The organism is uncultured Candidatus Kuenenia sp. (genome assembly GCF_900696675.1).
Classification (GTDB): domain Bacteria; phylum Planctomycetota; class Brocadiia; order Brocadiales; family Brocadiaceae; genus Kuenenia; species Kuenenia stuttgartiensis_A.
Window position 1 is genome coordinate 55,870 of the sequence record NZ_CAADGZ010000004.1, and the last position, 11,561, is coordinate 67,430.

The window sequence follows — 11,561 nt, forward strand, 5'->3', positions numbered from 1 at the left end:
ATTTTTTTATTTATATAATATGGCAAAAGAAGAACCGATTCGTGTGGAAGCAGTTGTAAAGGAATCTCTTCCCAATGCAATGTTTAGGGTAGAGTTGCAAAATGGACATAAGATACTTGCGCATGTTTCTGGTAAAATGCGCATGCACTTTATTAAAATATTGCCTGGTGATAAAGTGACTGTTGAGATGTCTCCATATGATCTTGATAAAGGTAGGATAATTTATAGGCAAGTTTAAAAGATTCGGCATATTTTAATTATTATTTAGAGAAGGCCACCATGAAAGTTAGAACTTCGGTGAAGAGAATTTGCGAAAACTGTAAAATAATAAGAAGAAAAAATGTAGTTCGTGTAATTTGTTTGAATCCTCGGCACAAGCAGAGGCAAGGATAGTTTTTGTGATTTCTAGAAAGGAATCTATTAATGCCTAGAATTGCAGGTACAGATATTCCCGCAGATAAAAGAATAGTTGTTGCGTTAACATATTTTTACGGTATTGGGGGTGCTCTATCTAAGAAAATATTAAGAGAACTTAACATAGATGAAAATGTGCGCGCTAAGGATCTTCATGAAGACCAGCTTAGTATTTTAGGCGCTCATATCGGGAAAAATTATAACGTAGAAGGTCAATTACGTAGACAAGAATTACAGAATATTTCACGTTTGAGAAGCATAAGTTGTTACCGTGGAATGCGTCATCGAATTGGATTGCCGGTGAGAGGTCAAAGGACAAAAACAAACGCTCGAACTCGAAAGGGGCGAAAGAAAACTGTAGCGGGCAAAAAGGGAGTTAAAGAAATGAGGTAACCTTTTGTATTCTGAACTATCTAATAAATTTTTGATATGTAATTATGAATTTTAAAAGGTTAAGATGGAAAAAAAAGAAATAATTGCAGCATTAATGACAGCTAATGTGAATTTTTTAAATGCTCTCGGATTGAATATAGATGTTTCAATTAGCAGAGAAAACAAGAAGTTTAATGAAGTCGTAGGATTCTGTGAACAAGTTATAACAATAATCGAAACCTTCTATAAAGAAAAAAAAGAAATTGTATTTCTTGACTGTTCCTGTGGTAAATCTTATTTGTCGTTTGTCTTGAATTATGTACTTTCAAATGTCTTTGCTTTAAATACATATTTCTATGCGGTCGATAAGAATACGGCAATAATAGAAAAATGCGAGAGGATCAATAGCCTTCTCGGATTTAAAAATATGTGTTTTATAAATGCTAAAACAATTGATGTTCTACCAGAAAAATCTGTCGATTTTGTTATTGCACTTCATGCTTGTGATGTCGCTACGGATGAAACTATTGCAAAAGCAATTAAAATAAAATCCAGGCATATTCTGGTAGTACCCTGTTGTGAAAATAATATTAGAAATCGGCTTAAAGAAGGACATCCGTTGGTGGATATAACGGATTTTGGCTTATTGAGATATCGGTTTGCAAGTATCCTTACCGAAGCATTAAGAGCACAGTTTTTAGCTGGAGCAGGTTATAATGTTAAGCTCGTTGAGATCGTATCCCCAAAATATACGCCAAAAAACCTGATGATCATAGCAAAAAGAAAAAAAAGAAATAAAAAATACAATATGAATAAGTTTCAGAAATTAGATGAGATGTTTAATACTGACTTTGCCTTGCAAAGTTTTTTTGCCGATACAGGTTCAAATCGAAGTGAATGTTATAAGGCAATATGTGGGTGATATATTGTAATATACTGTAAGGGTTTGCAAACATGGACTTCTATGTTTACTCATAACTTTTATTTTTATAACTGGTTATAGCATTTGAAAAATCTTATTTTGTGAACTCCTTGAGTATCGTTAATCTGTTCGTTTTGCGGTATACTGATAAGCTCATAAAAAATATAATAGTTTTATAAAAGTGTTTGTATGACATTATAAGCTGTAATTAAAGTTAAAAAAAAGTGTTACTATGTTTTTTGTGTACTAAACACAATAACCAGGATGATTTTGATTGATGAGGTGAAATATGTCTAAAACTAGCAAAAAAATTAGGCGCAATGTTACAAGAGCTATCGCAAATATTAAAGCTACATTTAATAATACTTATGTGACAATAGCAGATGTTAATGGTGAGACAATTTGCTGGGCAAGTGCTGGTACCGCAGGTTATAAAGGATCCCGGAAAAGCACCCCTTTTGCAGCTCAAAAAGCAGCGACAAGTGCTGCTGAAAAAGCACAGAAATATGGAATACAAGAAATAGAAATAAGAGTTAAGGGGCCTGGGCCTGGCAGAGAATCTGCTATCACGGCCCTTCAAGCCGCAGGATTGAGTGTAAAAGCGATAGAAGATGTTACGCCTCTTCCACATAATGGTTGCAGACCCCGTAAAAAGCGCAGGGTGTAAAATAAATACAAATGTAGTTCTGGAAAGGAAAGATATGGCGAGATATGTAGGACCGCAGTGTAGGTTGTGTCGAAGAGAAGGTGAAAAACTGTTTTTGAAAGGATTTCGTTGTGAAACGGCTAAGTGTGCGATAACAAAGCGAAAATATCCTCCTGGACAATTTTCATGGGGAAGAGGAAAACTTTCGAAGTATGGTATCCAGTTCCGGGAAAAACAAAAAGTGAAACGTTTTTATGGTGTTTTAGAAAGACAGTTCCGGAATTACTTTAGAAAAGCGGAAAAACAAAAAGGGAATACTGGTGATAATCTATTAGTAATGTTGGAACGAAGGTTGGATAATGTTGTACATTTACTAACATTTGCACATTCAAGGAAAAGCGCCAGACAGCTTATTTTACATGGCAATGTAACGGTCAATGATAAAAAAGTTGATATCGCCTCTTTTTTAGTAAAAGTTGGTGATGTGATAAGGCCAAAAAATAGCGAAAGAAGTCGGAAGCTTGTTCAGGATAACGCGGAAGCTTTAAAATCCAGAAAAATATCCTCTTGGTTAGAATTTCGGCAGGGTGCATTGGAAGGTGTGGTGACACAACTTCCAAACAGAGATGATATTTCTGTTTCCGTGCAGGAACAGTTAATAATCGAACTTTGCTCAAAATAATCTTTTTAGCCGGATCATTCCACAATAATAAGAGTTGTCATTGTAGTCGTCAATTGAATTTGTAATCCCGCAAACATTCGTAAGAAAATTACTTACGTCAAATTTATTTTTATAAATTCCCTTATAAATAGATTAGGGAGGAAAATATGCGAATAAGGTGGAGAGGTCTTGAACTACCAGTACGAGTAGATGTTGAAAATGAAACTTTGACCGACAGGTATGGTAAGTTCATAGCAGCCCCTTTCGAACGTGGTTTTGGTCACACAATAGGAAATAGTCTACGAAGAATTTTGTTGTCTTCTTTAGAAGGTAGCGCTGTTGTTTCAGTTAAAATTGAAGGGGTGGCGCATGAATTTACCAATGTACCAGGTGTAATAGAAGATGTTGCTGATATAATCCTGAATATCAAAAATTTGATTGTCAAAATGCATTCTGATCAGCCGAAGATTATAAAAATTGAGGCTAATAAAAAAGGTAAAGTTACCGGCAAAGATATTATTACTGACGAAAACGTGGAAGTTGTTAATGATGATTTACATATAGCAACACTTTCAGAGGATATGGCTTTTAATGTTGAAATGGAAGTGAGAAAAGGTCGCGGGTATGTAACTGCTGATGAAAATGAAGCTGAGGATCAAGAGATTGGTTTGATATCTGTAGATTCTTTTTTTTCTCCTGTCAGAAATGTACGGTATGTCACTGAGGAGACACGTGTTGGAAGACGAACAAATTATGACAGACTTATTTTAGAGATTTGGACGAATGGTACTGTTACTCCCGAGATGGCTTTGGTTGAAGCCGCAATGATTACTCGAAAGCATTTGAATCCGTTTATACAATACTTCGAAATAGGCAGAGAATTACAACAAATCGAAAAAAATATGAGTGCTGAGTGCATATCTGACATGTCTTCTGAAGAATTTAATAGGACTTTGAGCATGCCGATTGCGGAATTAGATTTATCGGTGCGAGCTTCTAATTGTTTAGAGACTGTTAATATCGTAACGGTAGGTGATCTTGTTGTTAAAACAGAGGACGATCTTTTACAGATAAAGAATTTCGGAAAAACCACAATGAAGGAATTAAAGAAAAAACTAAGTCAGTTAAATTTAGCTATTGGGATGCCATTGGAAATAAAACGAATGGAAAAGGGAAAAGGTTGATACAATGAGACATGGAAAGAGAGGCAGGCATTTATCTAGAACTTCCGCTCACAGAAAGGCATTGAGGCAGAATATCGCAAATAGCCTTTTTATTCACGGAAGAATAGTTACAACTGTTGAAAAAGCAAAGGAGACAAGATCTTTTGTTGAAAAGATAATCACCATAGCTAAAAAAGGATTGGACAAAAAAGAGAGCGACAGGCCAGGCTATGTACACTGTTATCGACAGGTTCTTTCTAGATTGAAAAATGTCGATATTGTAAAAAAGATTTTTGGAGAAGGAGATTGGCGCGAGAGTGAGGGTATTGCAAAAAGATTTACAAACAGGAATGGTGGGTATACACGTATATTGAAATTGTCAGGTACACGCTTAGGAGTTCTTTCTGGGAGCAGTGTTGGTAAGATACCAGAGCTTGAATATTCTATGGGTGGAATACGTAGAAAATTAAGGTTGTTGGGAAGAAGGCTTAATGATAATGCATCCCTTGCTATTTTTGAGTTGGTAGAAACTGAAACAGATGTAAACAACTCAGAAGAGATTAAACCCAAAGTTGCCACCTCTTCGCTTAAAAACCTCTGATTTTTTCTGATATGCCTTTGTTTATGTGGGTAGAAAGTTCAATACCAGGAGTGATTTTTTCCAGGAAGCGTTTTGTCCTTGCTTCAAATTCACCGCAAAGGATCAAATTGTTAAAATTGATGGGGTTATCCTTTGACGTGGTACCTCACGGAGTCGAAGAAAGCCTTTATAACAAACGATTACCACCGGACGTACTTGTTCAATATCTTGCATCGTTAAAGGCAGGTAGTGTCGCTAAAGGGTTGAAAGATGTGTTTATCATTGGAGCAGATACGGTTGTTTTGCATAACAATGAGGTTTATGGCAAACCAAAAGATGAAGATGATGCGCGAAGAATGCTTTTTTTATTAAATAATTCGGTTCATGAGGTATTTTCCGGACTCTGTATTAAAGAACTGCCGTCTGAAAATGAATATGTAGGTGTTGCACTGACCAAGATAAAAATGAAGAATGTTTCGGTATATGAACTTGAAAGTTACGTGCAATCAGGAGAGCCAATGGGAAAAGCCGGTGCTTATGCTGTCCAGGGAGCGGGTAGAAGGTTTATTGATAGAATAGATGGAAGTTATTCAAATGTTGTTGGTTTACCGCTATAGTTATTGTATAAAATGCTTAATGATTTTGTAAATAATGAATATTCCTAGAAATTTTAGTTGGCTATTAAAAGGTGAAATTGCTGGTATGGCTAGACCCATATCTGTAGTATCTGATTTTGAATTTCTTCGGGAAAATGGTATTGATGTTATAGTTACTTTGTCAGAGTGGCCACTTCATAAAATATTATTAGAGGAATTTGGTTTTGCCAACAAGCATATCCCCATTGCAGACCTTACCCCACCTACACAAGAACAGATTGAAGAATTTATTTTTTTTGTAAATGAAGCTGTGTCTTCTAGTAAAAAAGTGGTTGTACATTGTGATGCAGGAATTGGGAGGACTGGTACTATGCTGGCATGTTACCTTGTAAATAAAGGATTTAGCGCAATAGATGCTATTGTAGAAGTTCGCAAAAAGAGACCGGGTTCTATTGAGACTGCTGCACAGGAAGAAACTGTATCAAAATACGAGAAAAGACTTTCTAAAAAGATTAAGAAATAGCATGCAGTATCGCATGTTAAGCGAGCAAGAAATATCTTGTATTTTATTGAAGTGATATTAAAAATTAAGTTTTGTCTAATTCTAGGTCGATTACTTTTTTTACTGTAAAAAGTATACTTGTAACAATTTCCTTATCCGCAATCATTCAATTCTCCTTAGGTTTTCCTGCTGTTCCTTTAATACAAATCAAGTAAGCAGCGCAATTTTTTTGCACGTACAGCAGTGCAGTTTAATTTCTACCTTATAAACAGAAAATCTTTCGTAAAAAAGAAAATATATGACTCCATTGATTTTTTTGTTTTTGGAGAATATGCAAGATTTCAACCTTACAATGGCTTGGAATTACGATAACCATTTTTCAGAAAATGGTTAAAAGTTGGGTAAACTAACAAAGACAGATATGCAAAAAGCTTTTAAATGGACGGCTCTGTTTTACAGATTTTGTGGGGAATTGTTATGGAGAGGCTATTTTATTAAATCTCTCAGAAAAAATATTAGTATTTTAAGCGCACAATACATTGCAGATATCAATGTTGTAAAATCCAATTAAAATCACTGCATTCATTTGCAGAATGTTTTTAGGTTTGTTTTTCGATAACTTGTTTATGCAAAGTAAGTTATTGCAACTAAAGGATTATTTTTCTACCTTGAAATTTTCTTGCCAGTTAAATTTGTTTATGATAGTATTCACGAAAATTTGTGTCTTTTAAATACTAAAATATAATGGCTACACTTTTTATAGAAGAAATAGTTTTATGATTTATGTAGTTTATATTTGTTTTATGCGGTTGTTTTTAAATGAAATATATCCCTATGTTTTGATCTCCGGTAGTTTAATAAATTACGCTGAATAGTTACAAAATATTTATATAGTCAAACAAATAAGGTTTTCGAAAAATTTACACACCCCCGGCCCCTCTTTTTAGAGGGGAGAGAAGAAGTCCCCTCTATCAAGAGGGGATTTAGGGGTGTGTTTGATAATATGCCTAGTCAAATAAATCTGTTTTTTAGAAAGCCATTTTATCGCCAAATCTCTAAAATCATATTTGTTTGGCTATATTAATTACTTGATTTTGATAGAATTTGATTAAAGTTTATACCGTCCAAAATATTTTTAAGCGTTCGGGATTATAAAAGCACTTTCATTGTTTAAAGGAAAACGCTTAAGAACAACATTTCGTTGCTGAAAATAAGTCATCCCAGCGTTTGGTTCTTTTCTTAGAAAATAATATTATTGCTTTAGTTAGTTAGATTTATTGGTATAATTTTTTTCACAAAGATGATGCTCTTGTGATTATGCTATTAAAGAAAATTTGCAAAAAAGGTTGATAGTTTGTTATCAAAATAAGAATAAGATTGTATATTTTGTCTGATTTTTGGTGGTATAATTTGTTAAAAAAGTTGAATTTCTTTTTGTGTTAAGAATATATTCGTTGAAAGGAGCATTCTGAATGGCGCCCAAGTATGTCTATTTCTTTGGAGAGGGTAAGGCTGATGGGAAAGCGGATATGAAGCATCTGCTTGGTGGTAAAGGGGCAAATTTAGCGGAAATGACTAATATTGGCATCCCTGTTCCCCCTGGTTTTACTATCACAACGGAGGTTTGTGATGCATATTATAAGAATAAGCAACAGTATCCCAAGGGACTTGACAAAGAGATAGCGCAAAATCTTTCCATGCTGGAAAAATTGATGGGAGCAAAGTTAGGCGATTCAAATAATCCTCTGTTGGTTTCCGTTCGAAGTGGCGCTGCGGCATCTATGCCGGGAATGATGGATACGGTATTGAATCTTGGTTTAAATCCAGAAACGGTAATGGGGTTGATAAAAAAAACGGGAAATGAGCGTTTTACGTGGGACGCATACCGCAGGTTTATTTCAATGTTTGGTGATGTAGTTATGGGGATTGAACGACATTATTTCGAAGAAATCCTGGACAAATATAAGAAAAAATCACGGGTCAAAAATGATACAGATTTGACAACAGAACAATTGAAAAATATTGTAGAAGAGTATAAGGAAATTTATAAAAAAAATGCGCGTGAACCATTTCCGAATAATCCTGCAGAACAACTTCATAGAGCGATTCAAGCCGTTTTTGCATCATGGAACAATCCTCGCGCAATAAAATACAGACAGCTTTACGAAATTAAGGGGCTTATTGGTACGGCAGTAAATGTTCAGGCGATGGTATTTGGAAATATGGGAGATCATTCTGCCACGGGGGTCTGTTTTACCAGAAATCCCTCAACAGGAGAAAACAAATTTTACGGGGAATTTCTTATTAATGCACAGGGAGAAGATGTTGTTGCGGGTATTCGTACGCCAGAGCCGATTGCAAATCTTGAAAAAGAAATGCCAGCGGTCTATAAACAGCTTTTTAAATATAAGAACATATTAGAGAAGCATTTTAAAGATGTTCAAGATATCGAATTTACTATTCAAGAGAATCGCTTGTTCATGCTGCAAACAAGAAATGGAAAAAGAACTGCTCCGGCAGCAATAAAAATTGCAGTTGATATGGTAAAGGAAAAATTAATAGATAAGAAGACGGCTATTTCCAGAATAGACCCTAATCAACTGGATCAGTTATTGCACCCGACTTTTGATCCTAAGGCAAAAAGAGAAGTAATAGCAGAAGGTCTGCCAGCTTCTCCCGGAGCGGCTACCGGCAGGGTCGTTTTTAGCGCTGAACAAGCAGAAAGATTAGCCGAGAAAAACGAACAGGTAATTTTAGTCAGGAAAGAAACTTCTCCGGAAGATATTGGCGGAATGCATGTTTCTCAAGGAATCCTTACTACCAGCGGCGGTATGACTTCCCACGCTGCTGTGGTTGCGCGAGGAATGGGTAAATGTTGTATCGCTGGTTGTAGTGCTATACATGTGGATTATAAAAAGCAGCTTTTTAAGGTAGATGGCAAGGTGATAAGGGAGGGAACGTTCATTTCATTAGATGGCAGTAGCGGTGAGGTAATGATGGGGAATGTGGCAACTCTTGTACCCAAACTTAGCGATGATTTTGCCACACTCATGACTTGGGCGGATGAGATAAGAAAGTTGAAAGTGAGAACTAACGCAGACACTAAGATAGATGCACGGAAAGCTCGCGAGTTTGGCGCTGAAGGCATCGGACTCTGCAGAACAGAACACATGTTTTTTGGCGAGAATAGAATCGATTTCGTTCGGCAAATGATTCTTTCCGCCCCGGATGTGAAAAATTTGAAAACCAAAATTGCTTATATACAAAAAGAAATAAGTAATGCACAAAACAACAAGATAAATGTTCTCAAAAAAGATTTAGCAAGGGCGCAGAATGAAATTAAATATCCCATGACGGCATATATGTCTGCATTGAAGAAATTGCTTCCTATGCAACGCAGAGACTTTGAACAGATTTTTAAAGAGATGGATGGGCTTCCTGTGACTATCCGTCTTCTGGACCCTCCCCTTCATGAATTTTTGCCTCAAGAGGAAAATAATCAAAGAGAAATAGCAAAGCGGATGAAAATTAGTTTTCAGGAAATACAGGAAAAAGTTTCGGCGCTTCACGAACTAAATCCTATGCTTGGCCATAGAGGATGCAGGCTTGGTATTACCTATCCCGAAATATATGAGATGCAGGTACAGGCAATTATCGAGGCTGCATGTAACATGAAAAAAAAGGGTATCATCATTTATCCGGAAATAATGTTGCCCCTTATTAGTACTGAAAAAGAATTAATTATCTTAAAAGAGTTGATTCAAAAAAATGCAAAAGAAATAATGGAGAAAAAAGGCGTAAAGGTAAATTACCTTATAGGAACAATGATCGAATTACCACGGGCAGCTTTAATAGCAGATAATATTGCCAGACATGCTGAGTTCTTTTCCTTTGGGACGAATGACTTAACGCAGATGACATTTGGTTTTAGCCGTGATGATGTTGGATCTTTCGTTCCGGAGTATATTGATAATGAAATATTAGAGAAGGACCCTTTTCAGGTTTTGGATCAGGAGGGCGTTGGGAAGTTGATTCAAATAGGTATTAATGGAGGGAGAAGCACGAGAAAAGAATTAAAAATTGGAATTTGCGGTGAACACGGGGGAAATCCTCAAACAGTTTCCTTTTGCCATGGGATAGGTATGGATTACGTAAGTTGCTCTCCTTTCAGGGTGCCAATAGCCCGTCTTGCCGCTGCACATGCAGCACTTGAGCAACCTGTATCGCGTGCGACAATTTAATCAGAAAGATTAATTTGGAATATGCTTATGCATTTAACTCCTAACTAAACGAGTCAGAGAATACAAAAATACCCTTCTTAAGGGCACTATTAGGAGTCAAATGCATAAGCATTTTTAGAATAATCGTGACACAGAAGGCATCCTCATTTTAGAAGGATGCCTTTTGTGTTATGATGGAAAAAATACCTGTTAATGCATGAAATCCGGTTCTTTATGTATATATTGAATATAACAGTATGATTGAAATATATAAAAAATTGCCAAAGACAAATTGTGGTGAATGTGGAGATGCAACTTGTACCGCGTTTGCACTTAAAGTAATAAACTCTCAACGTAGAATACAAGATTGTCCATATGTTGCAAACAAAGACAGCAAACTGGCATTAAATAAACCCGTAGCTACCATGGACGATAATTACAGTCGTGTAAGTTATGAATTAGAAGCTGTGGCGAAATGTGTGAATTTTAAGGATGCAAGCGCTGCAATTGGCGGCGGGTATGAGATTAAGGATGGCGAAGAGAGAATAACGCTTAAAATGATAAATAAGCCATATGAGATTCGCAGAAAAGGTTTATATGAAAATGATACATATTGTATTGATTCGTGGTCCAAAATTATCATTTACGATTATGTGCGCAGGCAGGGCCGCAGATCTTTAACCGCTGAATGGGTCACATTGGGATATTTTACAAATACCGCTTCACACGTTAAAGCCTTTCAGCGGAACGCCGAAGAGAAGATTGCCACAAAATTCAATGATAATAAACAAGGATTGATAATTCGATGTAAAGAATTGGGTGGAGTTGCTGCACAAGGGCAAATGAGGGCCGATTATATTTATCAATTTGGTTTGTTGCCAAGGATACCCTTGTATATGTGTTTTTGGGAAGCAGACGATGAATTTTCGGCTAGTTGTAAATTGTTTCTTGATAGTAGTGCAGAAGATTATATCGATATAGAATATCTGGCGTATCTCGTTGAAAGATTTGTGGAAATTTTTGTTCACTAACAAGACAACTTTTTTCCCTACAAGAAGAAAAAGGTAAAATACCCTCTTGTAACAGGTTCGTTTTTTTTAAAAGTCGGGGCAAAGCATTTTCTATAAATTGCCATAAATGTGCGCATACTCAAACAGGCAAATGCTTCGCCTCGACACTATGCGGCAAAACACCGATATTATTGGAGTTTTTCAAAAAACTAAAGTGTTAGTGCGCCAGGCGAAGCTTGTAAAAGCCAGTTGGTTGAAAAGCCAACATGAATGTTATTTTTGGTCGCGCCTTAGTGAATCTGTTTGAAGCGGATGTTCACCCCAAGTCAAAAAACAAAAGTGCCGTAAGAGCCTTATATTTATTGGCTTTTACGCCGAACAGCAAGCTTTTTTCTAGTGACTACCCGTATGTTCCGGCTTGGCAATACTTCTGGCAACTTTATCTGTAATGCCTCTAATAATTCATGTGATTGTT

12 protein-coding genes are annotated in these 11,561 nt (G+C 36.1%); all 12 read left to right on the plus strand.

Features of this window, described 5'->3' with window-relative positions; all coding sequences use genetic code 11:
• The first annotated feature begins 19 nt into the window (after positions 1-19).
• The 12 genes from infA to QZT26_RS01675 all read left to right on the plus strand — a co-directional run bounded on the left by infA (position 20) and on the right by QZT26_RS01675 (position 11,107).
• Positions 20-238: a translation initiation factor IF-1 gene (infA, locus tag QZT26_RS01620; protein WP_099325909.1), complete on the plus strand. Its 219-nt coding sequence runs from the start codon at positions 20-22 to the stop codon at positions 236-238.
• A 41-nt stretch (positions 239-279) separates the two neighbouring features.
• Positions 280-393: a 50S ribosomal protein L36 gene (rpmJ, locus tag QZT26_RS01625; RefSeq protein ID WP_099325910.1), complete on the plus strand. Its 114-nt coding sequence runs from the start codon at positions 280-282 to the stop codon at positions 391-393.
• A gap of 30 nt (positions 394-423) precedes the next feature.
• On the plus strand, positions 424-807 hold the full coding sequence (gene rpsM / locus QZT26_RS01630) for a 30S ribosomal protein S13 (protein WP_099325911.1): 384 nt from the start codon (positions 424-426) through the stop codon (positions 805-807).
• Positions 808-871: 64 nt separating this feature from the next.
• The gene (locus QZT26_RS01635; RefSeq protein ID WP_295100165.1) at positions 872-1,708 is read left to right on the plus strand and encodes an SAM-dependent methyltransferase; all 837 of its coding nucleotides are present in this window, start codon (positions 872-874) and stop codon (positions 1,706-1,708) included.
• A 289-nt stretch (positions 1,709-1,997) separates the two neighbouring features.
• On the plus strand, positions 1,998-2,375 hold the full coding sequence (gene rpsK, locus QZT26_RS01640) for a 30S ribosomal protein S11 (protein ID WP_099325913.1): 378 nt from the start codon (positions 1,998-2,000) through the stop codon (positions 2,373-2,375).
• 34 nt (positions 2,376-2,409) lie between these two features.
• Complete coding sequence (gene rpsD / locus QZT26_RS01645; RefSeq protein ID WP_099327074.1) at positions 2,410-3,036, plus strand: 30S ribosomal protein S4; 627 nt, start codon at positions 2,410-2,412, stop codon at positions 3,034-3,036.
• A gap of 146 nt (positions 3,037-3,182) precedes the next feature.
• Complete coding sequence (locus tag QZT26_RS01650) at positions 3,183-4,199, plus strand: DNA-directed RNA polymerase subunit alpha (protein ID WP_099325914.1); 1,017 nt, start codon at positions 3,183-3,185, stop codon at positions 4,197-4,199.
• Between the two features lie 4 nt (positions 4,200-4,203).
• Positions 4,204-4,779 carry a 50S ribosomal protein L17 gene (gene rplQ / locus QZT26_RS01655; RefSeq protein ID WP_295100166.1) on the plus strand — a complete coding sequence of 192 codons (576 nt, stop codon included), beginning with the start codon at positions 4,204-4,206 and terminating at the stop codon, positions 4,777-4,779.
• Between the two features lie 23 nt (positions 4,780-4,802).
• Positions 4,803-5,375 carry a Maf family protein gene (locus QZT26_RS01660; protein ID WP_295100173.1) on the plus strand — a complete coding sequence of 191 codons (573 nt, stop codon included), beginning with the start codon at positions 4,803-4,805 and terminating at the stop codon, positions 5,373-5,375.
• 34 nt (positions 5,376-5,409) lie between these two features.
• Complete coding sequence (locus tag QZT26_RS01665; protein ID WP_295100168.1) at positions 5,410-5,877, plus strand: dual specificity protein phosphatase 23; 468 nt, start codon at positions 5,410-5,412, stop codon at positions 5,875-5,877.
• A gap of 1,451 nt (positions 5,878-7,328) precedes the next feature.
• Entirely contained in the window at positions 7,329-10,097 is a 2,769-nt protein-coding gene (ppdK, locus tag QZT26_RS01670; RefSeq protein ID WP_099325918.1) for a pyruvate, phosphate dikinase, read from the plus strand.
• 236 nt (positions 10,098-10,333) lie between these two features.
• Entirely contained in the window at positions 10,334-11,107 is a 774-nt protein-coding gene (locus QZT26_RS01675; RefSeq protein ID WP_099325919.1) for a DUF3786 domain-containing protein, read from the plus strand.
• Positions 11,108-11,561 lie beyond the last annotated feature (454 nt).

Bases quoted from the DNA above. Each gene is read 5' to 3' on its own strand.
- QZT26_RS01650 (WP_099325914.1), top strand. From the start codon at position 3,183: ATGCGAATAAGGTGGAGAGGTCTTGAACTACCAGTACGAGTAGATGTT.
- rpsK (WP_099325913.1), top strand. From the start codon at position 1,998: ATGTCTAAAACTAGCAAAAAAATTAGGCGCAATGTTACAAGAGCTATC.
- QZT26_RS01675 (WP_099325919.1), top strand. From the start codon at position 10,334: ATGATTGAAATATATAAAAAATTGCCAAAGACAAATTGTGGTGAATGT.
- rpsM (WP_099325911.1), top strand. From the start codon at position 424: ATGCCTAGAATTGCAGGTACAGATATTCCCGCAGATAAAAGAATAGTT.
- infA (WP_099325909.1), top strand. From the start codon at position 20: ATGGCAAAAGAAGAACCGATTCGTGTGGAAGCAGTTGTAAAGGAATCT.
- rpsD (WP_099327074.1), top strand. From the start codon at position 2,410: ATGGCGAGATATGTAGGACCGCAGTGTAGGTTGTGTCGAAGAGAAGGT.
- rpmJ (WP_099325910.1), top strand. From the start codon at position 280: ATGAAAGTTAGAACTTCGGTGAAGAGAATTTGCGAAAACTGTAAAATA.
- ppdK (WP_099325918.1), top strand. From the start codon at position 7,329: ATGGCGCCCAAGTATGTCTATTTCTTTGGAGAGGGTAAGGCTGATGGG.
- QZT26_RS01660 (WP_295100173.1), top strand. From the start codon at position 4,803: ATGTGGGTAGAAAGTTCAATACCAGGAGTGATTTTTTCCAGGAAGCGT.
- QZT26_RS01665 (WP_295100168.1), top strand. From the start codon at position 5,410: ATGAATATTCCTAGAAATTTTAGTTGGCTATTAAAAGGTGAAATTGCT.
- rplQ (WP_295100166.1), top strand. From the start codon at position 4,204: ATGAGACATGGAAAGAGAGGCAGGCATTTATCTAGAACTTCCGCTCAC.
- QZT26_RS01635 (WP_295100165.1), top strand. From the start codon at position 872: ATGGAAAAAAAAGAAATAATTGCAGCATTAATGACAGCTAATGTGAAT.